General features: G+C 69.5%; 18 protein-coding genes, 2 tRNA genes and 1 pseudogene. 13 read left to right on the top strand and 8 right to left on the bottom strand.

Annotation, left to right across the window (positions count from 1 at the left end):
• Positions 1-309 precede the first annotated feature (309 nt).
• The 6 genes and pseudogenes from gyrB (at position 310) to BJY14_RS21145 (ending at position 7886) form a co-directional block, all read left to right on the top strand.
• Complete coding sequence (gyrB, locus tag BJY14_RS21170) at positions 310-2247, top strand: DNA topoisomerase (ATP-hydrolyzing) subunit B (RefSeq protein WP_179845223.1); 1938 nt, start codon at positions 310-312, stop codon at positions 2245-2247.
• 82 nt (positions 2248-2329) lie between these two features.
• Complete coding sequence (gene gyrA, locus BJY14_RS21165; RefSeq protein ID WP_179845222.1) at positions 2330-4834, top strand: DNA gyrase subunit A; 2505 nt, start codon at positions 2330-2332, stop codon at positions 4832-4834.
• Positions 4835-5506: 672 nt separating this feature from the next.
• A pseudogene (locus tag BJY14_RS47960) lies at positions 5507-5881 on the top strand (DUF3566 domain-containing protein); the annotation flags it as partial.
• Between the two features lie 90 nt (positions 5882-5971).
• Positions 5972-6045: transfer RNA gene (locus BJY14_RS21155), tRNA-Ile, on the top strand.
• Positions 6046-6299: 254 nt separating this feature from the next.
• On the top strand, positions 6300-6563 hold the full coding sequence (locus BJY14_RS21150; protein WP_179845221.1) for a hypothetical protein: 264 nt from the start codon (positions 6300-6302) through the stop codon (positions 6561-6563).
• A gap of 87 nt (positions 6564-6650) precedes the next feature.
• Entirely contained in the window at positions 6651-7886 is a 1236-nt protein-coding gene (locus BJY14_RS21145; protein WP_179845220.1) for an epoxide hydrolase family protein, read from the top strand.
• A gap of 75 nt (positions 7887-7961) precedes the next feature.
• Here the strand turns inward: BJY14_RS21145 and BJY14_RS21140 are convergent, their stop codons facing one another.
• The 4 genes from BJY14_RS21140 to BJY14_RS47290 all read right to left on the bottom strand — a co-directional run bounded on the left by BJY14_RS21140 (position 7962) and on the right by BJY14_RS47290 (position 11629).
• The gene (locus BJY14_RS21140) at positions 7962-9170 is read right to left on the bottom strand and encodes a Fic family protein (protein WP_179845219.1); all 1209 of its coding nucleotides are present in this window, start codon (positions 9168-9170) and stop codon (positions 7962-7964) included.
• A gap of 78 nt (positions 9171-9248) precedes the next feature.
• Complete coding sequence (locus tag BJY14_RS21135) at positions 9249-9599, bottom strand: hypothetical protein (RefSeq protein WP_179845218.1); 351 nt, start codon at positions 9597-9599, stop codon at positions 9249-9251.
• A 172-nt stretch (positions 9600-9771) separates the two neighbouring features.
• Positions 9772-10275 (bottom strand): DUF1269 domain-containing protein, encoded by a 504-nt coding sequence (locus BJY14_RS21130; RefSeq protein WP_179845217.1) that lies wholly within the window; start codon positions 10273-10275, stop codon positions 9772-9774.
• Between the two features lie 493 nt (positions 10276-10768).
• On the bottom strand, positions 10769-11629 hold the full coding sequence (locus BJY14_RS47290; protein ID WP_179845216.1) for a dioxygenase family protein: 861 nt from the start codon (positions 11627-11629) through the stop codon (positions 10769-10771).
• A 270-nt stretch (positions 11630-11899) separates the two neighbouring features.
• Between BJY14_RS47290 and BJY14_RS21120 the strand changes: the two genes are divergently transcribed.
• From BJY14_RS21120 to BJY14_RS21105, 4 genes are all read left to right on the top strand, one after another.
• Entirely contained in the window at positions 11900-12637 is a 738-nt protein-coding gene (locus tag BJY14_RS21120; RefSeq protein ID WP_179845215.1) for a bleomycin resistance protein, read from the top strand.
• 930 nt (positions 12638-13567) lie between these two features.
• Positions 13568-13801, top strand: coding sequence for a hypothetical protein (locus tag BJY14_RS21115; protein WP_179845214.1), 234 nt, complete (start codon positions 13568-13570; stop codon positions 13799-13801).
• Positions 13758-14699, top strand: coding sequence for a helix-turn-helix transcriptional regulator (locus tag BJY14_RS21110; protein ID WP_179845213.1), 942 nt, complete (start codon positions 13758-13760; stop codon positions 14697-14699). Before BJY14_RS21115 ends, BJY14_RS21110 begins: the two co-directional genes overlap by 44 nt.
• 118 nt (positions 14700-14817) lie before the next feature.
• Positions 14818-15783 carry a DMT family transporter gene (locus BJY14_RS21105; protein WP_179845212.1) on the top strand — a complete coding sequence of 322 codons (966 nt, stop codon included), beginning with the start codon at positions 14818-14820 and terminating at the stop codon, positions 15781-15783.
• Positions 15784-15877: 94 nt separating this feature from the next.
• On the opposite strand, the gene BJY14_RS21100 is transcribed toward BJY14_RS21105, so the two are convergent.
• The 3 genes from BJY14_RS21100 to BJY14_RS21090 form a co-directional block, all read right to left on the bottom strand.
• On the bottom strand, positions 15878-17671 hold the full coding sequence (locus tag BJY14_RS21100; protein WP_179845211.1) for a M64 family metallopeptidase: 1794 nt from the start codon (positions 17669-17671) through the stop codon (positions 15878-15880).
• Positions 17672-17794: 123 nt separating this feature from the next.
• Positions 17795-18586, bottom strand: a complete 792-nt coding sequence (locus BJY14_RS21095; RefSeq protein WP_179845210.1) for an SDR family NAD(P)-dependent oxidoreductase — start codon at positions 18584-18586, stop codon at positions 17795-17797.
• 17 nt (positions 18587-18603) lie between these two features.
• Positions 18604-18813, bottom strand: a complete 210-nt coding sequence (locus BJY14_RS21090; protein WP_179845209.1) for a hypothetical protein — start codon at positions 18811-18813, stop codon at positions 18604-18606.
• Positions 18814-19032: 219 nt separating this feature from the next.
• Between BJY14_RS21090 and BJY14_RS44495 the strand changes: the two genes are divergently transcribed.
• Together BJY14_RS44495 and BJY14_RS21085 are read left to right on the top strand one after the other, a co-directional pair.
• Complete coding sequence (locus tag BJY14_RS44495; RefSeq protein WP_021592723.1) at positions 19033-19152, top strand: DLW-39 family protein; 120 nt, start codon at positions 19033-19035, stop codon at positions 19150-19152.
• A 22-nt stretch (positions 19153-19174) separates the two neighbouring features.
• The gene (locus BJY14_RS21085; RefSeq protein ID WP_312879337.1) at positions 19175-19879 is read left to right on the top strand and encodes an HAD family hydrolase; all 705 of its coding nucleotides are present in this window, start codon (positions 19175-19177) and stop codon (positions 19877-19879) included.
• Positions 19880-20073: 194 nt separating this feature from the next.
• Here BJY14_RS21085 and BJY14_RS21080 read toward each other — a convergent pair whose 3' ends face one another.
• A complete protein-coding gene (locus BJY14_RS21080) occupies positions 20074-21024 on the bottom strand; it encodes an LLM class flavin-dependent oxidoreductase (RefSeq protein ID WP_179845208.1) in 951 nt (316 codons plus the stop codon).
• A gap of 520 nt (positions 21025-21544) precedes the next feature.
• Here BJY14_RS21080 and BJY14_RS21075 point away from each other — a divergent pair.
• Positions 21545-21620, top strand: a tRNA-Ala gene (locus BJY14_RS21075).
• Positions 21621-21872: the final 252 nt, after the last annotated feature.

Genomic DNA, 21872 nt, shown 5'->3' with positions numbered 1-21872 from the left:
CTGTTCGGTGACGGGACGTCCAGTTCAGCGGCGAGCGCCACGTAGGCCAAATAACCCCCCTGGCCCAATGGGGGGATGTGTCTCCGGGCCCTCTCGGCCGCCACACGCGCACACAGCGCTCGCGAGTGCCACTTTTCGCCTCGTCACCCGGTAGAATGACGGTGGGTTCAGGATGCTGCGCCGCCAACGGGTGCCCGGGGCTCTGACCGGCACGACCAGAGCACCACCGGGCGCCCCCATGTGTGTTACGGGGCACACCGCGCTCCCTCGGGCGCGGAGCGGCAGACATCCCCGGCAGGAGGATCTCCTTTGGCGTACGACGCTAGTTCGATCACTGTCCTTGAAGGGCTTGAGGCGGTTCGCAAGCGCCCGGGCATGTACATCGGCTCGACCGGTGAGCGCGGCCTGCACCACCTCGTCTACGAGATCGTGGACAACGCGGTCGACGAGGCCTTGGCCGGCTACGCCGACGAGATCGTGGTGACGCTCATGGCCGACGGCGGCGTCGGCGTCCTCGACAACGGCCGCGGTATCCCCGTCGGAATGCACCCTGTGGAAAAGCGCCCGGCCATCGAGCTGGTGCTCACCACGCTGCACGCGGGCGGCAAGTTCGACGGCAAGTCCTACGCCGTGTCGGGCGGTCTGCACGGTGTGGGCTCGGCCGTGGTGAACGCGCTGTCCACCCGGCTGGAGGCCGAGGTCCGCGCCGACGGCCACGTGTGGCGCCAGTCCTACACCTGGCAGGGGCCCGAGATCGAGCTCCAGAAGGGCGAGGCGACCGACGAGACCGGGACGCTCATCAAGTTCTGGCCCGACCCTGAGATCTTCGAGACCCTCGAGTGGAACTTCGAGACCCTCTCCCGCCGCATGCAGGAGATGGCGTTCCTCAACCGCGGCCTGTCCATCACGCTGCGGGACGAGCGTCCCGACCACGCCGACGGTGAGCCGCACGTCGTCCGGTACCACTACGAAGGCGGCATCGAGGACTTCGTCCGCTACATCAACGCGCGCAAGGACTCCGCGCACGAGTCGGTCATCTACTTCAGCGACGACACCACCGGCATGTCGATCGAGATCGCCATGCAGTGGAACTCGTCCTACTCCGAGTCGGTCCACACCTTCGCCAACACCATCAACACGGCGGAGGGCGGCACCCACGAGGAGGGCTTCCGGGCGGCGCTCACCACGATCGTCAACCGGTACGCCCGCGACAAGGGCCTGCTGCGCGACAAGGACGACAACCTGACCGGCGAGGACGTCCGCGAGGGCCTCACCGCGATCATCTCGATCAAGCTGGCCGACCCCCAGTTCGAGGGGCAGACGAAGACCAAGCTCGGCAACACCGAGGCCAAGTCGTTCGTGCAGCGGGCCTGCAACGTCTACCTGCGCGACTGGTTCGAGGAGAACCCGGGCGAGGCCAAGGAGATCATCAGCAAGGCCTCGCAGGCGGCGCGGGCGCGTGTCGCGGCGCGGCAGGCGCGCGACCTGACCCGGCGCAAGAGCCTGCTGGAGTCGACGTCCCTGCCCGGCAAGCTGTCGGACTGCCAGTCCACCGACCCGGCCAGGTCCGAGCTCTACATCGTGGAGGGCGACTCGGCGGGCGGCTCGGCCAAGGGCGGCCGCGACCCGCACTTCCAGGCGATCCTTCCGATCCGCGGCAAGATCCTCAACGTGGAGAAGGCCAGGATCGACAAGATCCTGAAGAACAACGAGGTGCAGGCGATCATCACCGCCCTCGGCACCGGGGTGCACGACGAGTTCGACATCTCCAAGCTGCGCTACCACAAGATCATCCTGATGTCGGACGCCGACGTGGACGGCCACCACATCAACACCCTGCTGATGACGCTGCTGTTCCGGTTCATGAAGCCGCTGATCGAGGCCGGCCACGTGTACCTGTCGCAGCCCCCGCTGTACAAGATCAAGTGGGACGCGCGGGGCACCGAGGCCGACTACGCCTTCTCCGACTCCGAGCGGGACGCGATCATCGAGGCCGGGATCGCCGCGGGCAAGCGCGACCCCCGTCCCCGCGACCTGGTGCAGCGGTTCAAGGGCCTCGGCGAGATGAACGCCAACGAGCTGTGGGACACCACCATGGACCCCGACAACCGGGTCCTGCTGCAGGTCCAGCTGGACGACGCCGCCCAGGCGGACGAGCTGTTCAGCGTGCTCATGGGCGAGGAGGTCGAGCCCCGCCGGGAGTTCATCCAGCGCAACGCCAAGGACGTGCGCTTCCTCGACATCTGAGGTACGCGCCAGGGCCGGCTCCCCGGCCTGACTCCCAGAGGCGGACGTACTTCCTTCCCACCGAGCAGAAGAGGTCTTGAGAGTGACGGACGTGACCACAGAGGGCGGCCACCCGGGCGAACGGATCGAACCGGTCGACATCCAGGTCGAGATGCAGAAGAGCTATCTCGACTACGCGATGTCGGTCATCGTCGCGCGCGCGCTGCCCGAGGTGCGCGACGGCCTCAAACCCGTTCACCGCCGCGTCCTGTACGCGATGTACGACGGCGGCTACCGGCCCGACCGCGGCTACTTCAAGTGCGCCCGCGTCGTCGGCGACGTCATGGGGAACTACCACCCCCACGGCGACTCGGCCATCTACGACGCGCTCGTCCGGCTCGCCCAGCCGTGGTCGATGCGGTACCCGCTGGTCGACGGAAACGGCAACTTCGGCTCGCGCGGCAACGACCCCGCCGCGGCCATGCGGTACACCGAGTGCCGCATGGCGCCCTTGGCGATGGAGCTCCTGCGCGACATCGACAAGGAGACCGTCGACTTCTCCCCCAACTACGACGGCCGCTCGCAGGAGCCCGACGTCCTGCCGTCCCGGTACCCGAACCTTCTGGTCAACGGGTCCGCCGGTATCGCGGTCGGGATGGCGACGAACATCCCGCCGCACAACCTGCGCGAGGTCGCCGACGGCGTCCGCTGGTACCTCGACAACTACGGCGCGACCGACGAGGAGCTGCTCGAAGCGCTGATCGAGCGGGTCAAGGGCCCCGACTTCCCGACCGCCGGCCTGATCGTCGGCCGCAAGGGCATCGAGGAGGCCTACCGGACCGGCCGCGGCTCCATCACGATGCGGGCCGTCGTCGAGGTCGAGGAGATCCAGGGCCGCACCTGCCTCGTCGTCACCGAGCTCCCCTACCAGGTCAACCCGGACAACCTCGCCCTCAAGATCGCTGACGGGGTGAAGGAGGGCAAGCTCGACGGCATCGCCGACGTCCGCGACGAGACGTCCGGCCGGACCGGGCAGCGCCTGGTCATCGTCCTCAAGCGGGACGCCGTCGCCAAGGTCGTCCTGAACAACCTGTACAAGCACACGCAGCTGCAGGAGACGTTCGGCGCGAACATGCTCGCGCTCGTGGACGGGGTGCCGCGCACCCTGCGCATCGACCAGTTCGTCCGGCACTGGGTCGCGCACCAGATCGACGTCATCGTCCGCCGCACCCGGTTCCTGCTCCGCAAGGCCGAGGAGCGCGCCCACATCCTGCGCGCCCTGCTCAAGGCCCTCGACCGCATCGACGAGGTCATCGCCCTGATCCGGCGCTCGCCGTCCGCCTCCGAGGCGCAGCAGGGCCTGATGAACCTGCTGGAGATCGACGAGATCCAGGCGCAGGCCATCCTCGACATGCAGCTGCGCAAGCTGGCCGCCCTGGAGCGCCAGCAGATCATCGACGAGTACGACAAGCTCATGGCGGAGATCGCCGACTACAACGAGATCCTCGCCTCGCCCGAGCGGCAGCGCCGGATCGTCGGCGACGAGCTCGCCCCGATCGTCGAGAAGTTCGGCGACGAGCGGCGCACCGAGATCATCCCGTTCGACGGGGACGTGTCGTACGAGGACCTCATCGCCGAAGAGGACGTCGTCGTCACCATCACCCGCGGCGGCTACGCCAAGCGCACCCGCACCGACCACTACCGCGCGCAGCGGCGCGGCGGCAAGGGCGTCCGCGGCGCGCAGCTGAAGCAGGACGACATCGTCGACCAGTTCTTCGTCACCACGACGCACCACTGGATCCTGTTCTTCACCAACAAGGGCCGCGTCTACCGCGCCAAGGCCTACGAGCTGCCCGACTCCGGGCGCGACTCGCGCGGCCAGCACGTCGCGAACCTGCTCGCCTTCCAGCCCGACGAGCACATCGCGCAGGTCATGGACCTGCGCGACTACGAGGTCGCCCCCTACCTGGTGCTCGGCACGAAGAAGGGCCGCGTCAAGAAGACCGCGCTGCGCGACTTCGACTCGCCCCGCACCGGCGGCATCATCGCCATCAACCTCGTCGACGACGACGAGGTGATCGCGGCGCGGCTCGTGTCGTCCGACGACGACCTGCTGATGGTCTCCACCGGCGCCCAGGCGATCCGGTTCCGCGCCGACGACGAGTCGCTGCGCCCGATGGGACGCGCCACCTCCGGCGTCATCGGCATGCGGTTCGAGGAGGACCAGGAGGTCCTCAACATGCTCGTCGTGCAGGACACCTCGCAGGACGTCCTGGTGGCCACCCGGGGCGGCTACGCCAAGCGCACCCCGGTGGACCAGTACCCGCTCCAGGGACGTGGGGGTAAGGGCGTTCTCACCGCTAAGATCGTGGAATCTCGCGGGATGTTGGTCGGGGCCCTGATGGTCGGCCTGGACGACGAGGTGTTCGCGATGACGTCGAACGGTGGCGTGATCCGTACCACCGCCGCCGAGATCAAGCAGTCCGGCAGGCAGACCATGGGCGTCCGTCTGATGAATCTCGCCGACGGGGACAGCGTGGTGGCCATCGCGAGGAACGTAGAGTCCATGGAGGACTCTGACGAAGCCGAAGGGGGCGACGGTGAGTGACGTATCCTGCACCCTCACCGAGCCACTAGGCCAGGAGGACACGTGAGCACCGAGCCCGGCCAGGACAACGACGGGGCCGGCGCCGCCGGCAAGGGCGGCGACCGGAAACCCGGCGCCAAGCCCGGCCCCGCCAAGTCCACCGGCAAGCCCAGGGGGAAGCCGGGCAAGACGGTGGCCGCCGCGTCCGCCAAGTCCGGGCGCGACGAGACGACCGTCGACATCGACACCGGCGCGACGGACCCGGCGGGCAAGGCCGACGAGACGCGGTCCGATCTCACCCAGATCGACGACGCCCCGGCCAAGGCGGCCGGCACACCCGAGATCGCCCCGGTCAAGGACACGGCCGAACCGCCCAAGCCGGCCGCCAAGCCGGCGCCTCCGGTCGGCGGCGCGGCAGGCGCCCCGGCCGGTCCCGCATCAAGTCCTGCGGGCGGCTCCGGCTCGGCGGGCTGGGCCAAACCCGCCGAGCCGTCCGGTTCGGTCTCGGCAGGACGTACGGACAGTCCCGGCAAGGGGTTCAATTCGGCGAGCGGGCCCTCCGGCAACTCGTCCGGCTCGTCCGGCTCGTCCGGGTCGGGTGGTCGCGGCTTCGCCGGCACCGTCCTCAAGGACCGTCCGTCCACCGCGGTGGCCCCGGCCGGCGCCGCGTCCAAGCCCGCGCCCGGCAAGCCCGCGCGCAAGGCCCAGCTCCAGCTCTCCAGGCTCGAACCCTGGTCGGTGATGAAGTTCAGCTTCGTCATGTCGCTGGTCTGCTTCGTGGTCCTGCTGGTCGCCGTCATCGTCCTGTACGTGATCCTGTCCGGGCTCGGCGTCTTCGACGCGATCAGCGACACCGTCAACAGCCTCACCAAGGAGCAGGGCGAGACCACCGGCGGCGTCGACGCCGGAAGCTGGTTCTCCTTCGTCCGCGTCTTCGGTTACACCGTCCTCGTCGGCGCCCTGAACGTCCTGCTCATCACCGCCCTCTCGACGGTCGGCTCCGTCATCTACAACCTCGCCGCCGACCTCGTGGGCGGCGTCGAGGTCACCCTCAAGGAAGCCGAGTAGCCCTGCCCGCCGCCCCCGGTTATCGATTTCCGGTTGCCCGCCCAGATGGGGTAACCTCTCGTTGCGCCGCCAGGGGCGGCGGCACACTCCGGGCCTATAGCTCAGTCGGTTAGAGCGCATCCCTGATAAGGATGAGGCCGGTGGTTCAAGTCCACCTAGGCCCACTTCGGAGTTGGGAGTGGTGTGGTCGAAGCCCTTTGGGCTTCTTCCCCGCCACTCCTTCGTCGTTTCTGCCCGGGGGGGCGACCCCCGGACCCCCGATGTGGGGGCTTCGCCCCCACGCCCCCACGCCCCCTGTCGGTTGCGGTTGCTGGGCAGTGGCTGCCCCGCCAGGCGCTCGCTGGTGAGCTTGGCGCATCCGCGGTCGGGCTCGGCGAGGGCATATGTCGGTGGGTGCGGCTGGACCTAGAATCCTCGCATGAATCTCCCCGATGCGATGCGCATGATTCTGGCGGAGTCTGCGGCCTATCCGGAGTTGATGAGGGTCGCGCGCGATGCGTACGACGATCTGGCCGCTGGTCGCCGTGTTCATCACGCCACCCTCAGCTGGGTGGTCAGGGAGGCCAGCCGCAAGGACCTCTACGGTGTTCTCATCCGGAAGCACGGCGCCGCCGTCTTCGATGACGTGATCACCGTTCTGTGCCGTGAGATCGACCGGCAGGCGCCGGTCCCCAGCCGCTGACGGCCGCGCCAGAGGACGGAGGCCCCGGCGAGCGCCATTGCCCAGGGCCGACGGCGCTGCTTCTCTCACCCAGTAAGGAACCACGCGATGACCAGCCCGCACGACTTTCCTCTGGAGCCCACGCCGATCCATGTGTCCGACGAGGTCCTCGATGACCTGCGCACCCGTCTCACACTGACCCGGCCGCCGCTGGACGAGGGGAACGAGGACTGGTCCTACGGCGTCCCGGACGGCTACCTCCGCGGCCTGGTCGCCTACTGGCGGGACGGCTACGACTGGCGCAAGGCCGAGGCCGCCATCAACGCCTACGAGCACTACCAGGTGAACGTCGCCGGTGTCCCTGTGCACTTCATGCGCAAGCCCGGCCGCGGGCCCCGCCCGGTCCCGCTGATCCTCACCCACGGCTGGCCGTGGACGTTCTGGCACTGGTCGAAGGTGATCGACCCGCTCGCCGACCCGGCCGCGTTCGGCGGTGACCCCGCCGACGCGTTCGACGTCATCGTGCCGTCCCTGCCCGGCTTCGGTTTCCCCGGCCCCCTCACCGGCTTTCCGGACGTCAACTTCTGGAAGGTCTCCGACCTCTGGCACACCCTGATGACCGAGACCCTGGGATACGAGAAGTACGCCGCCGGGGGCTGCGACATCGGCGGGATCGTCACCAGCCAGCTCGGCCACAAGTACGCCGACGAGCTGTACGGCATCCACATCGGTTCCGGGCTGCCGCTCGACTTCTTCAACGGGCCCCGTGCCTGGAGCTTCACCCGGAACCGGCCCCTTAGCGACGACCAGCCCGACGACGTCCGCGCCCGCATCATCGAGCTGGACCACCGGTCGGCGTCCCACCTGACCGTGCACATGCTCGACGGCGCCACCCTGGCCCACGGGCTGAGCGACTCACCTGCCGGCCTGCTCGCCTGGCTGCTGGAGCGCTGGCGCGCCTGGAGCGACAACGGCGGCGACGTCGAGTCCGTCTTCACCAGGGACGACCTGCTCACCCACGCCACGATCTACTGGGTGAACAACTCCATCGCCACGTCGATGCGGTACTACGCCAACGCCAACCGCTACCCCTGGGCCTCTGCCCACGACCGCACCCCGGTCGTGCAGGCCCCGGTCGGCCTCACCTTCGTCACGTACGAGAACCCGCCCGGCATCCACACCGCCGACGAGCGCGTTCAGGCGTTCAAGGCGGGTCCGCAGGCCGGTTGGTTCAACCACGTCAATGTCAACGCCCATGACCATGGCGGCCACTTCATTCCCTGGGAGAACCCCGACGCCTGGGTGAGCGACCTGCGCCGCACCTTCCACGACCGCAGGCCCTGAACGACTCTGACTTCGTGAAGTCGCGGCGTTGCCGCTGGGCGTACTCCCGCTCGATGGCCGGGGCGCGTTCCTTGTTCAGTCCGTGGCCCGGCCATGGGACGCGGCCCTCTGCCGGGTCTGTGCGAGGTGGAGATCGATGTACCGGATGAGGGTCAGCGGGTCTTGTGGGCTGTCGGCTTGGAAGCTGACGCGCCGGAGCAGGCTCACGTCGTCGAGTGCGACGCCTTCGCGGGCGAGGACGAAGACGAGGGCGAGGAAACCGGCACGGGCGTTGCCGTCATCGAAGGGGTGGAAGAAGCAGACGTCGAGGTAGGCGCGTGCCGCACGGGCGATCAGTGGGAGCGGCCGCCGGTCGTCGGACCCGCTCTCTGCGAGGCAGGCTTCGAGGCGGGCGGGAGTGTCAGGGGCGATGCCGTAGCGTTCCCGTCCCCCTTTGGCGAAAGCGACCGAGTTCCTGAACCGGGGTGGCTGCGGTACTCCGAGGACGCGCTGCTGCCAGTCGCACAGTCGTTCGAGAGTGAGGGGAGCGTCCTGGGTCGCGTCCGCCCGGGCGCGTTCCAGAGCGGTCAGGAGCCCTTCGGCACGGGCTGGGTCTATGGCGCCGTCGAAGGCGCGGATGCTTTCCGCAGCGCCATCTCGGGACGGCGTCACAGGCTCGTCGGAGCCGCTCTCTGCGGCGTCCTGCCAGGGCACGGAGGCACGTACCGCAAGCCAGCGCTCCAGATGGTCCGGTGCGGCTTCGGAGGGGCTCAGGGCGGCGTCAGGACGTACCGACAGGGCGAGTCGTTCGGCAATGTCGTCGACCAGGACGGTGTCGGGGCTGGTCCAGCTGTGGAAGCGGCCACCGATCGCCTGGCCGACCATCTCCTTCGCGACGCTGTCCGCCACATGCCGGCGGCTGAGGAACCAGGTGAGAACCTGGTGGCAGTGGACCACACGGGTCAGGGTCTCCTCGGGTGTGGTCACCGAGTCCCGCGGACAGCACCAGCTGCCTACGGGCCCGCCGTCGAAGTCACCTTCGTCGTGGGCCCAGCGCCAGCCGACGGCCCAGCGGCCGTAGCGCTCGGCCAGGGCGTGCGACATCGCGGTAGCCCACATCTCGGCCTCTCCGTCGGCCCACTCGCTCCTCGCGGGGTCGGTGAGGGGCACGTCGGGACGGCGGGGGACACGTTGGGCCGGACCGAGGGACTTCACCACCCGCGCCGCGGACGGGCGGTCGAACGGATGCCGGGAAGGGGCCACCTCGTCCCAGCTCAGAAAGCCGGGAGCCAGCTCGACGATCATTGCGTGAGCCTGCCACACCCGCAATTTCCCGATCAACGTCACGAGCCAGCCTGGAGATGGGCGTTGTGGTGACGTGAGTTAGAGAGCGTCGCGTGTCTGCGGTGCTAGGTCGTCCACTACTTGGGCTACTGCTTCTACCAGCGCTTTGCCCGTTGGGGTGCCGGTCACTGTCCACACTTCCCGGTCCTCCTCCTCGACGCTGGTGACGCCGCTGACGCCGAGCAGTGCGCCTGCGATCCGGCGGCGCAGTTCGGATTCGAGAGGGTCGGTACGGATGAACTCCATGACCCAAGCGCTGACGTTCCACAGCGGGCCGACTCGAAGTTTGGAGGCCGAGACCGCGCGCAGGTCCGGCTCATCTGTCTTGCGTATCCACTCTTCGGCTATCCCAGAGTCGAGTGGCTGAACCTGCTGGACGTCATCACTCACGCGACGAGGCTAGTGCGGATCAGTTCGCCCATCAGCCTCTGTCGCCAGGCGCCGGTCTTGACGGGTCTTGCCCGGAACAGAGGCCGGTTTCGAGTGGCTCGAAACCGGCCTCTGTTCGGCGTGGTCATGGCCCCGTGCCGGCGAGCGGGCCTGCCGCCACCGGATCGAATTCTCAGGCGGGCTGGGGCGCGCGAGCGGCCTTGACGGCCTCGCGCAGGTGCTCCTCCTGCTCGGGGGACAGCGAGGTCTGGATGAGCCTGCCGCCCAGCGGTGCCATCTCCGGGACGGCCTTCTCGGGATTGCGCTTGTCGATCAGGACGAACACGGCCGCGGCGCCGGGCGGCAGCTGCTCGCCGAGGTTGCGCATGAAGTCGTCGTCGATGCCGGTGTCGGCCGCGGAGCCCATGGCCGCGCCGGTGGCTCCGCCGATGGCCATGCCGAGCAGCGGCATGAAGAAGATGAGCCCGATCAGCCCGCCCCACGCGGCGCCGCCGAGGGCGCCGCCCGCGACGAGGTTGCGAGCCTGATGGAGCTTGATCTTGCCGTCCTGCCTGCGCTCGACGATGACGACGTCGGCCAGCTCGATGATGTGCTCCTTGTGCAACTGGACCAGCTTCTCGCGCGCCTGCTCGGCGTGAGGCAGGTCGTCGTAGGCGACGGCGATCAGGTCGCTCATGTTTTCCCCCGTTGTGTCCCCTGCTGCCGGGAGCAGGAGGATGCGTGGTCGCTGTGTTGAGGCGGTTCCCGGCGTGCCGACCACCCGCGCGATCTGTCGGGATGCCCTGAAAGTCCCCAATGCGTCGTCCATCGCAAACCATGGGTGATGCTCTCTTGGCCTGGGATGGGGCAAAACGTGGGTTCCGATTGGCGGAGGCCGGCGGCGCATGGGCGATGGTGCGCGCGACGGGGGTGGAAGGCGCGGGTCAGGCGGGCTTCTCAATGGCCGATACGAGCGGCGGCACGGGCGCCTTGCGGAACGACGGCTACGCGGCCCGGAGACGGTTATCCAGATAAGGCGGGTAGTTCTCCACAGACTGTGGATAACTTTGGAGGCGTTGCGATGGAGGTGAGGGCGGTGTTCGACTCGAACCCTGTCACATCGCCGAGCGCGAGTCGCGATCATGCGGCTGACCCGTGGCGCGCGGCGACGCCGAGACGCGCGGGGCAGGTCACACGGGGTCTCGGCTCAGGATGAGGTCGAACTCGGCGTGGCGGAATGGGGCTTGGACGCCGTTCCGGGCAGCCGCCTCCTCGTCGTCCGACTCGGCGAAATCGACGATGAGGCTCTGTTTGACCGCGAAGACCGCGTCCGAGTCCAGGTAGGGACTTCCCGCCACGAAGACGTGGGTGGTCAGTGGGGTGTGGCCGTCCGCGCGGACGATGAAATGGATGTGCGCCGGCCGGTAGGGATGGCGTCCGGTGGCCTCCAGGAACCGTCCGATCGGGCCGTCCGTCGGGATGGGGTAATGGCTGGGCAGGACGGTCCGGAACCGGAACCGGCCCTCGGAGTCGGTGTGGAAAAGGCCACGCCCGTTCCCGGACGGTTGGATCCCCGGTTGCTGGACGTCGTAGAACCCCTTGTCGTTGCACTGCCAGACGTCCACCTCCGCGTTGGGCAGGGGCGTCCCGTCGCTGCTCAGGACACGACCAGCCACCACACACGGGGGTGCCTCACCGACGAGGTCGATGCTGTCGCCAAGCGCGCGCGGGGGCGACTCGACCATGTGGAACGGGCCCAGGACGGTGCTCTCTGTGCCTTCCTCGTTCTCATTCAGCGTCTCCACCAGCATGGAGACGCCCAGGACGTCGGACAGCAGGACGAACTCCTGGCGGGTGTCGGTACAGGTCTGGCCGACCGCGGTGAGGAAGGCGATCGCCTTTTCCCACTCGTGGATCGACGGCCGCACCTCGCCTACGAACGCGTGCAGGTGGCGGGTGAGCGCCTCCAGCAGTTCGCGAAGTCGCGGGTCGGGAGTGTCGCGGAAACTGTCCTGGACGGCCCGCGTCGCAGTGTGCTCGTTGAAGTCCACGAATGCCTCCCTTTCCACAGCCTGTGGAAAACTCTGGCGATGGGATGTCGCCACTCCCGGGAGTGGCGCCCGCCGGACGGTGAGACCGATCTTCGTGGACTCCTCCGGTCCCCGCGCCGTGAAGTGCGCCCATGGGCGGCGGGCGCATGATCGCGATGACGCACATCATTCCCCACCTCGGCGGTTCGCGCCCGGCGACCAGGTCATCGCCATCGGGATCGCATGTAGTCAAACTTGACTAACCATCCTTGTCTTTCCTACGCTCCGACCATGGGTGAGAAGGCGATTCCGATCTTTCCGTGCCGGTCGATCCAGTCGACCTGGGACTTCTACCGGGCGCTCGGATTCGAGCAGACCACCTGGCAGACGCGTCCCAACCCGTACCTCGCGGTCCGGCGCGGCGACGTCGAACTGCAGTTCTTCGGGTGGAAGAAGCACGATCCGGCCGCGTCCATGAACATGTGCTATATCACCACGACGGAGGTGGACGCCCTGTACGAGGCATTTCGCGGCGGGCTCCGCGAGGCTCTCGGCCGGGTCCCGACCCGGGGGCTTCCTCGGCTGAGCGCGTTGCGGGACATGTCGTACGGCGTCCGGCAGTTCCTGCTCAGCGACCCGGACGGGCTCCAGCTCCGCATCGGCCAGGCCATCTCGGACGACACGCGGCACGCGCCCATCCCGGAGGAGAAGGTGGCCCGGGCCTTCCACATGGCCGCGCTCCTGGGCGAGTCGAAGGGGGACCACCTCGCCGCTTCCCGGATCCTCGACCGGCTCCTGCGCTCCGGTGAGGCGCTGTCCCCGTCCGAGCGTCTGAAGGCTCTGGTCCTGCGCGCCGACGCGGCCGCCCACCTGGAGGAATGGCCTCTCGTCCGCGCCCTCGTGGCCGAAGCCCGCGCGATCGGGCCGGCCGACTCGTCCGAGCCGGCCGACGACCTCGGCCGCCTGGCAGACCTCGAAGCCGCCGTCCCCGTCGACGGTCCGGCTTCATCGACCGGAGACGCGCGCTGACCGGGCCCGCACGGGTGAGGACCCTGGTCTCGAGACCGCTCGATGTTGATCGTCCCGCGTGCGACCGCCGGGCCGCCGGCCGGTGTGGGACCGGGAGGACGTCCACCCTCGTGTCGCCCCTGGTGGGGTGCGATGTTGGGGACGCGGTTGGGGATTGTTGTGGGCAACTCTGTCCACCGGTGCGGTGGGGCTGTGGAGAGAATTCGCCCACAGGGTGTGAACGGGGTGTGGAGAAGGTCGGCGCAGAGGGGGTTCTTCCGCTGGTCAGCGGCTTTTCCACGACGTGGACAACTGAGCGCGCGGGTTGGGGGCGGGCTGGGGAAGAATGTGGACGCGGAGCCGCGCGGTCGTACCCAGGTTGTGCACGAGAGTTATCCACAGGTTGTGGATTCTGTGGACGGATGCGCGATCTCGGCCATGATGGGAAGGGCGGTGGCCGATGCGCCGTCCGGACCGTGGAAAGCCCGGTTGTTCTGGGGATCCGCCTGTGGACGCGACCCCGGAACGCCCTGCTGCGACGATGAGGGAGGTGTGTGCGACGGTTACCCACAACCTGTGGACAACTCCCTTCGGAGCCCTTGCCGGATGCGGCGAGCCGCCCGATCATGATGCGGCGGTCGTGACGGCTCCACACCCTCCTGGCCGCCGCTCGGCGGGCTCGGAATCGCCGAGGGTCGGCGACGGCGTCGAGGGGGTTTCTCGCAGTGCCGGCGGGTGGCGACTGCGTGATCGGGATGAGGTCGGGGGTGATTGCCGTTGGTCTGTTCATGACCCGCGTGATTCGGCTCGGCGCCATGGAGGCGAGCGGTGCGCCACGCCCGGCGGCACGGCGGATTTCGCGCCCCGATCGGCCCGCAGGCGGTGCCCGGCCGCGCGGGAAGGCCTCTCCGACCTGCGAACATTTGTTCGAACGCGTGCTACTCTCCCCGCATGGGGCAGTTGCTGAACGAGCCGGTCCGAGCCGAGCACGACCCGGCGGGGCGGCTCACCGCGTACGAGTGGCGGGGGACGCGCTACGCGGTCGACGCGGTGCTGAAGACCTACGGATCGGCCCGGGAGGGCAGGGTCTACCGGTTCCGGGTCACCGGCGCGGAGGGCGTGGCCGTCGTGGAGTTCGGTCGTGACGAGGACCGCTGGCGGCTCCGGCACGTCTTCTCGGCCTGACCGGCGTCCGGACGGCGGGGTCCCGCCCGGCGCCCGCGGAGTCGACCGGACGCTGTGGACGCGTGTGGGCGGCATCCAGGGCGCGCCGCTCGATCTGCTGACGGCCCGCATCGGCAGCCGCCACTACGCGCCGCACACCCACGACGAGTACGCCATCGGCGTCACCGTCGACGGCACGGAGACCATGCTCTACCGGGGCGAGAGGATCTACTCGGCGGCCGGCAGCGTCGTCGTGGTCGAGCCGGGCGAGGCGCACACCGGCGGTCCGGCGCGCCCGGAGGGGTTCGCGTACCTGTGCCTCTATCCCACCGCCGAACTGCTGGGCGCGGCGACGACAGCGGAGCCGGGCCCGGTGCCGGCCGAGCCGCACTTCGCGAACCCGATCATCGATGACCGGGGGCTCGGCGAGGCGCTGCGCCTCGCCCACCATGCCCTGAGGCTCGGGTCCGACCCGCTCGAGGGCGAGTCGCGGCTGCTCGGCGTGCTGGGCGCGCTCGTCCGGCGGCATGCGGCGTCCGGGCCCAAGGCGGTCCCAGCCCACCGCGGGGCCGAAGCCGGACGCATCGCGAGGACGGTCGCGAACCGCCTGTCCGACGAGCTGGTCGCCCCGCCGACGCTCGCCGAAGTCGCCACCGACCTGGGGATGTCGCGCTACCAACTGCTGCGCGCCTTCCGGGACGCGATGGGCATGCCGCCGTACGCGTGGCTCGCCCAGCACCGGGTCGCCCGGGCCCGGGCGCTGCTGGACGCGGGACACCGTCCGGCCGAGGCGGCGACGCTCGTCGGGTTCGCCGACCAGGCGCATCTCACCCGCTGGTTCCGGCGCGTGCTGGGCGTCACCCCGGGCGTTTACCGCAACAGCGTTCAAGACAGCACATCTCGCCGACCCGCATTCTGAACGTCCGTCCCGGGTCTGGCCCCGGGTGCCCGGGCCGATGGCCAACGTGCCCGCCCCCGCGAAAGGTCTCGGGGGCGGAAAGCGGCCCGGGCGGGGGCGGTCGAGAACGGAGGTCGGGTTGAGTCGCCGTGGCTGGATGCTGTTCGCGCTGATGAGCGTGCTGTGGGGCATCCCCTATCTGCTGATCAAGGTGGCGGTCGAGAGCGTCTCGGTCCCCATGGTGGTGTTCACCCGCACCACGCTCGGCGCGCTCATCCTGCTGCCGCTGGCGGTCAGGGCCGGGCGGCTGGGCGTGGTCCGCCGGCACTGGCGCCCGCTCCTGCTGTTCACCGCCGTGGAGATCCTCGGCCCGTGGGCGCTGCTGTCGGACGCCGAGAACCGGCTGACCAGCTCCATGACGGGGCTGCTCATCGCCGCCGTCCCGATCATCGGCGTGGTGCTCGCCCGGCTCACCGGGGACGCCGAGCGGCTCGGACCGCTCCGGTGGGCGGGGCTGCTGGTCGGCCTGGCGGGCGTCGGCGTGCTCGCCGGGCCGCACCTCGGCGGCGGCAGCGCGTGGGCGATCGGCGAGGTCATGCTGGTCGCGGTCGGGTACGCCATCGCCCCGATGATCGCCACCCGGCGCCTCCAGGACCTCCCGAGCCTCCAGATGGCCGCGTTCTCGCTGGCGATCGCCGCGCTCGCCTACACCGGTCCGGCGATCGCCACCTGGCCGAGCGCCATGCCCGGCGGGCGCGTCCTCGCCGCGCTCATCACCCTCGGCCTGGTCTGCACGGCGCTGGCGTTCATCGTGTTCTTCGAGCTCATCCGGGAGGTCGGCACCTCCCGGGGCATGGTGTTCACCTACGTGAACCCGGCCGTGGCGGTCGCGGCCGGCGTCGTCCTGCTCGGCGAGCCCCTCACCGGGACGATCATCGCGTCCTTCGTGCTGATCCTCGGCGGCTCCGTCCTCGCCACCGCGCGCCGCACCCCGGCTGCCGCGGCCGCGCCCCTGCCTGACGCCGCCACCCCCACGCCCCTGCTCGACGCCGGCGCCACCACCCACGCTCCGGAACCTGCCGTGAAGCCCGCCCCTGAACGTTGAAAAGCCCCGATGCCAGCCGCAGCGGACGGTGGGTCGCGTGGAAGAGGACCGATGGCCGGTAGCAGAGTGCGGTGAGAGGGTCGAGTGTCAGGGGTCAGCGGAGAGTGGCGATGAACTTGCCAGGCTTGCCGACGTTGCCCGCCGGGTCGATCGCGCGGTACTCGATGGTGTGGCGGCCCTTCCCGAGCTTGCCGTAGGTGAGGCTGTCGATGACCGTGCCGTTCTCGGTGAACAGCCAGGGAGCGGACGAGTCGGTCGGCCAGCCGAAGTAGTTGAACCAGCCGTCGCCGTCCACGCGGAACTCCGAGACGACAACGCCTGGACGGTCGTCCGCGCCGGTGAGCCGCATAGTGAAGGGCCCGTCGAAGACGTACTCGGGCGTCCGCCCAGGACGAACCTGGCTCTGTGCTGCCTTGGACAGCTCGTAAGCCACTGTCGGCGCCTGCGCGTCGATCGTCCAGGTGCGGGTCTTGGAGCCGACCCGTGCGACGAGCGTGTGCGTGCCCTTCGCCAAGCGGAACCGTCCGAGATCGATGTCTCGGTCACCGCCACGTACGGGTCGCCCGTCCAGCAGCCATTTCACCTTCGGCACGCTCCGCACCGGGTGGGTCGTTTCCACGTAGACGACAGAATCGCCTCCCACAGGCTTGTCGATCGGCGTGGACGAACTGAAGTCGGCAGGCACGTTCTCGGGTGGGGTGCTCATGCCGGTGTCGACCGTCCATGTACGCACCTGCGTGAGTGCGGCGGATGACCGGACGGCAGGGTCCCGGACGAAGCCGGTCGGGTCGGTGACCGTCGCCTCGACCGTGTGCTTGCCCTTCCGTAGGTGCAGCCTGGACAGGTCAAGGTTCGCGCCCCGCCCGACGGTCTTCCCATCGACCGTCCATGCGACGGACAACGAATGGCCGGTCGGATGCATCGTTTCGACCCACAGCACACGGTCGTCGCCCACCGGGGCGTTCGTGGGGGTGCTCGCCTGGACGAGGTTGACCTTGCCTGAGATCCGCTGGGTCATCCGCTCTCGGGCGACCTGGTCGTAGTAGTAGCCGAGCGTTTTCATCATCGAGTGCTGGCTCGGCCTCCACACGCCCTTACTTGAGTAGAGGCCACCCTCGTACCGTCCGATGGTGCCCCCGGCCTCGCTCCGCTCGCCGAGCCATCGCCACCACTTCTGCTTCTGCGCCTTCATCGCGTCTTCGGTCAGAAGCGTGTGGTGGATGGAGCCGGGCTCAGGACCGGTATACGTCCCGCCAGGCACGCCCCGCTGGTAGTAGTCGTACTCGTCGTCCAGCCCACCCAGCGAGTGGCCGAGTTCGTGCGGCGCTATGAGAGCCGACATCGCGTTCCCACCGGACGCCGTCGCATAGGCGCCACCTGCCCCGCCGTAGGTGTCGCTGTTAGCGAGCGCGAGGATCTGACGGTTTCCTACAGTCGTGCCTTGGACGAGGTCCGCATACGTCTTGGCGGCCGCAGAGTTCATGACGAGGAGACGCTGAATGCCGTCATCTCTGCAGCCACTCCAGAAGGCCATACTCAATGGAGTGTTGCGGCGCGGTGAGGACAACGCCGGGTCACAGCTCACGCCGGACTCACCTGACGGAATCTCCACCGCGTACACGTTGATGTAGCTGCGGTACGACTTGAACGGCTCGATCGTCCACAGGTCGTTGAGGTGCTTGGCGAGGTTCGCGCGGAACTTCGGCATGTCCGCCGTTGTATAGCCGTCCCCCAGTACCACCAGGTTGAAGCGTTTCGCGGGGTCGCCGGTGACCTGCACCGGGACCACGGTCGCGTCCGCCGGTTCGGCCGCCCGCGCGGGCACCGCCACCAGCGTCAGGGTGGCCGCGGCGGCCGTCCCGATCACGATCTTCCTGCCCGTCCACATGCGCAGACCCTCCTCGCGCGGGGGCGCGTGCGGCGGGCGGGGTACGGCCCGGGCGCTGCGCCGGCTCGGCTCGCTGATCAAGCGGGCCCGCCCGGATTATCGCTGGAAGATCCCGATTTGTCGCTACCGCTTGCCGCGCTGCCCGTCCGCGAGGCCCTGCGAGATCCGGTGCCCGCCCGCGCGCCGCTGCACGGCGGCCGACAGGACCGGCGCGACCCCGCCGATCCGCGCGCCGATCCTCAGCCCGAGCGGCGCCACGTCGATCTCCGCGATGTCGCGCTCGACGGCCCGGACGGTCGCGCGCGCCACGTCCCGGGGCGACCGCGTCCCGACCCCCCTGGGCAGGGTCACCCCGGCCTCGGCGAACATGCCCGCGTCCCGGATGAAGCCGGGGAAGACCGTCGAGACGCCGACGCCGTGCGGGCGCAGGTCCTCGCGCAGGGCCAGGGCGAATCCCCGCATACCGAACTTCGTCGCGTTGTAGAGGGAGGCGTGCCCGGACGCCGTCTTGCCGGACAGTGACGATACGAAGACCAGGTGGCCGCGGCCACGATCGGCCATCTGCGCGGCGGCGAGCTTCGCCATCACGATCGGCGCCCGAAGGTTCACGTCCAGTGCCCGGTCGATCTCCCCGATCGAGTACTCGGAGAGCAGCCCGGACGCCGGCAGCGCCGCGTTCGCGACCAGCACGTCCACCCGGCCCGCCTCGTCCAGGAGGCTCTCGGCCGTCGCCCGATCCGCCAGGTCGGCGGCGATGGCGCGGCCGCCGAGCCGTTCTGCCAGCGGTTCCAGGACGTCGGCCCGGCGCCCCGTCAGCACCAGCCGGGCGCCGCGCCCCGCGAGGGCCCTCGCCAGCGCCTGGCCGATTCCGCCGGTCGCGCCGGTCAGCAGGACGTTCGCTCCGCGCAGATCCATGCCGAGATGATGGCGGATCACATTCCGATGCGCCACAGCAGCAGAATGACCGACGAGAGCACCAGCCCGGCCGTGCCGAGCGGCACGTCGCCCAACGCGATCACGGCCGCGCACGCCGTGGCGGTCAGCCCCGCGACCAGCACCAGCCCGCGGGCCCCGGACGGCCCCTCGTCCGGGACGTCTGGTTCCAGTTCGCGTTCCCAGCGCCGGAAGTCGTCTTCTGCCATCGGCACTCCCGAAGGTCGTCCACCCGGATTATGCGGCCGTTCCGGCGTTCCGACGAGAGGGTGAAATGCGAGGCTTCTTCGAATGTGCCGTCCGTGAGGGGCCCTTAGGTGCTGATCGCCCGGCCGCGGTTGCTAGGCTGCGGAGAGCCTGGGGGAAGCAGACACTGATGAGCCGTTCCCGGGCTCTGACTTGATAGTCGAAGGTGAAGGGGTCCCACCGTGAAGAAGCTGCTCGTCCTCGCCGTCGTCGCACTCGGTGGCTTCGCCGTCTGGCGCAAGCTCCAGCAGGACCGCGCCGAGCTGGACCTGTGGACCGAGGCCACGTCGTCCGACAACTGACACGCCGGCGACAGGCCCCGGCGTGAACGAAGCAGAGCCGATCACCGTCGCCTGCCTCGATCTCGCCGGGACCACCGTCGCGGACGGCGACACCGTCGAGGCCGCCTTCGCCGAGGCGATCGCCACTTTGGGGATCGTCTCCGGCACGGCGTCCTACGACCGTGCCCTCGCCCGCTTCCGCGACGCGCGCGGCGGATCGAAGATCGGCATCTTTCGCTCGCTCTTCGACGAACCCCGCGCCCAGGCCGCGCACCTGGCGTTCGAGCGGTCCTACCACGACCTCATCGACCGACGCGGCCTGGCACCCGTGCCCGGCGCCGATGACGCCCTGACGAGGCTGCGCGGCGCCGGTGTCCGCGTGTGCCTGCTCACCGGCTTCGGTCGCGGCACGCAGGCCCGCATCCTCGACACCCTCGGCTGGTGGGACCGCGCCGACCTGACGCTCTGCCCCGAGGACGCCCCGCGCGGCCGGCCGTGGCCCGACCTCGTCCTGACCGCGGCCCTGCGCCTCGGTGTGGACGATGTCCGTCAGATCGCCGTCTGCGGTGACACGGCGGGCGACATGCTGTGCGGCCGCCGCTCCGGCGCGTCCATCGTCGCGGGCGTCCTCACCGGCGCCCACGACCACGACCGCCTCCTCGCCGCCGGCGCCACCCACGTCCTCCCCACCGTCGCCGCCCTCCCCGACCTCGTCCTCCGCACCCCCGTCAACGCCGACCACGGGTAGCCGCCGGGTCCTTCAACGAGGCGGACCACCCCGGTGGCAGACGCCGAGGTCCAGCCGCGCAAGTCCGCCTCCTCACCGCTCCCTGACCACCCGTCAGCGGTCAGTCTCCGGGGAACGCGTCCCGTGTGGACGATCAGGCCCTGCACGTGCGAGAACGTCACAACGCAATGGTCGAGCGCGAGAACCGGCTCCCCTCAAGCTCGCGAGGGGATCTGGAGTGCAGGGCGGATGACCTTGGCGATGAGCTCCAGCTGGTCGAGTTGGGTGTCGAGGGACGGCGCGGCGATGCGGCAGACGAGGTGCTCCGCGCCTGCCTTCGCGTAACGGCCCAAGGTGGCGGCCACGTGTTCGGCCGGACCTGCGACGATCGCCTGGACGGTCCGCACCGTCTCGTAGGGCAGCCCGTAGGTTGTTTGGCAGTACGAGTCGAGCCGCCGTTCCAAGCCCTCCGGCTCCTCGCTGATCAACACCGTGACGAACAGCGCCGGGTCGACCGCGTCCTCTGACCGGCCCGCCGTCGCAGCCGCCGACCGCACCGCCGCGAGGCCCGTCCGGTAGTCGGCGGGGTCGGGCGGGTAGGGCAGCCATCCGTCGTAGAGCCGTCCGGTGCGCTCCAACGCCGACGGGCTCGCCCCGCCCAGCCAGATCGGCGGCCCGCCGGGCCGGTAAGAAGGTGTGGATTCAGGCAGATCGTCGAAGTGCAGCACCGTGCCGTGGAAGGCACGCTGGCCAGACCACAGTGCCCGCCACAGCGCCACGGTGTCGTCCAACCGTCCGAAACGGCGCTCCCCCGGCACCTCGGACACCGCATACTCGATCTCCGACCGGCCGGGAAAGCCCGCACCCACGGTGACGACCAGGCGTCCCGCAGAGAGGTGGTCGATGGACGCGAGCGCCTGGGCCGCCATCACCGGACGGCGGAAGGCGGGCAGGAGCGCGGCCGTCCCCAGCGTGACGCGCTCGGTCGCCGACGAGAGAGCGGCGAGCATGGCCAACGGCTCGATCCGCGGGCCGAGCAGCGTGTCGTTGGCCCAAATCGAGTCGTAGCCGAGAAGTTCGGCCTGGACGGCGAAGTCGACCAAACGGCGAGCGTCATCCCACTGAGACCGGTTGGTGGGGAGCAAAATCCCGAGTCGCGTATCCATGAGTGAGGATCGTCGTCTCCGCCAGGAATAACAACAATTCCTTCGAAGGTATGAACCGAGGGGTCGACTCCTCCCAGCCCCGCGCCAGACCAGTCGCCGCAGCCGTCTCAGTCAGCCGTCCTGACCAGGGCCGAACCATGACGGCGTCGGCCCGGTGCGGGCCCTATCCCGCAATCGACCTGGCCCTGGCCAAGGAACCCGAGCTCAGCAGGCGCACCAAGGAACCCCACCTTGCGCCACTCCGCCACGTGGGCTGCTTCATCCCCTTGCTGCTGTCCTCGACGTGCAGCGGACCGCGCCTGACAACGTTCGCGACGTGACTGAGACTGGAGGCGTACCTCCCGGCCGATGCAACCATGGCACCGCTCCCGGCCGGCTGACCGCCGTCGTCCCGAGGACCAGTAAGCCGCCGAGGGTCTCGACGGCCGCCCAGCCTGGAAACCACCGCTCCTCCCACGGTGTACGATCGTCACCGGTTACGCCGATCGGCAGTCACCGCAGGTCAAGCAACAGAAGACCAGGGGCCTTAGCTCAGTTGGTAGAGCACCGGCTTTGCAAGCCGGGTGTCAGGGGTTCGAATCCCCTAGGCTCCACCAGCCAAAACGCCCCCGCCCAGACCCCGGGCGGGGGCGTTCGTGCAATAAGCGTGCGATCAGGCCACAGGGACGAGTTCGCTACCAAGGCCGCCCTCTCATCCTCGCCGCCCCGCCCCGCCTTGACCTTCCTGTTGAGCGCATCTTTTCAGTGTTGGAGGCCCGCGCGGCGTGGGCGCCGGTCACCGGACGGCCGCGCGGGGCCGCGCATCGCGACGCGTCCACCGGCCTGCCCCGACCGCCCGCCGCGCCGGC

Source organism: Actinomadura luteofluorescens, assembly GCF_013409365.1.
GTDB classification, from domain to species: domain Bacteria; phylum Actinomycetota; class Actinomycetes; order Streptosporangiales; family Streptosporangiaceae; genus Spirillospora; species Spirillospora luteofluorescens.
This window is presented reverse-complemented; position numbering and strand designations above follow the sequence as displayed.

Coding starts and splice junctions, on each gene's coding strand:
- BJY14_RS21150 (WP_179845221.1), top strand. CDS start 6,300: ATGAATCTCCCCGATGCGATGCGCATGATTCTGGCGGAGTCTGCGGCC.
- BJY14_RS21145 (WP_179845220.1), top strand. CDS start 6,651: ATGACCAGCCCGCACGACTTTCCTCTGGAGCCCACGCCGATCCATGTG.
- BJY14_RS21140 (WP_179845219.1), bottom strand. CDS start 9,170: ATGATCGTCGAGCTGGCTCCCGGCTTTCTGAGCTGGGACGAGGTGGCC.
- BJY14_RS21130 (WP_179845217.1), bottom strand. CDS start 10,275: ATGAGCGACCTGATCGCCGTCGCCTACGACGACCTGCCTCACGCCGAG.
- BJY14_RS21120 (WP_179845215.1), top strand. CDS start 11,900: ATGGGTGAGAAGGCGATTCCGATCTTTCCGTGCCGGTCGATCCAGTCG.
- BJY14_RS21115 (WP_179845214.1), top strand. CDS start 13,568: ATGGGGCAGTTGCTGAACGAGCCGGTCCGAGCCGAGCACGACCCGGCG.
- BJY14_RS21100 (WP_179845211.1), bottom strand. CDS start 17,671: ATGTGGACGGGCAGGAAGATCGTGATCGGGACGGCCGCCGCGGCCACC.
- BJY14_RS21095 (WP_179845210.1), bottom strand. CDS start 18,586: ATGGATCTGCGCGGAGCGAACGTCCTGCTGACCGGCGCGACCGGCGGA.
- BJY14_RS21090 (WP_179845209.1), bottom strand. CDS start 18,813: ATGGCAGAAGACGACTTCCGGCGCTGGGAACGCGAACTGGAACCAGAC.
- BJY14_RS21080 (WP_179845208.1), bottom strand. CDS start 21,024: ATGGATACGCGACTCGGGATTTTGCTCCCCACCAACCGGTCTCAGTGG.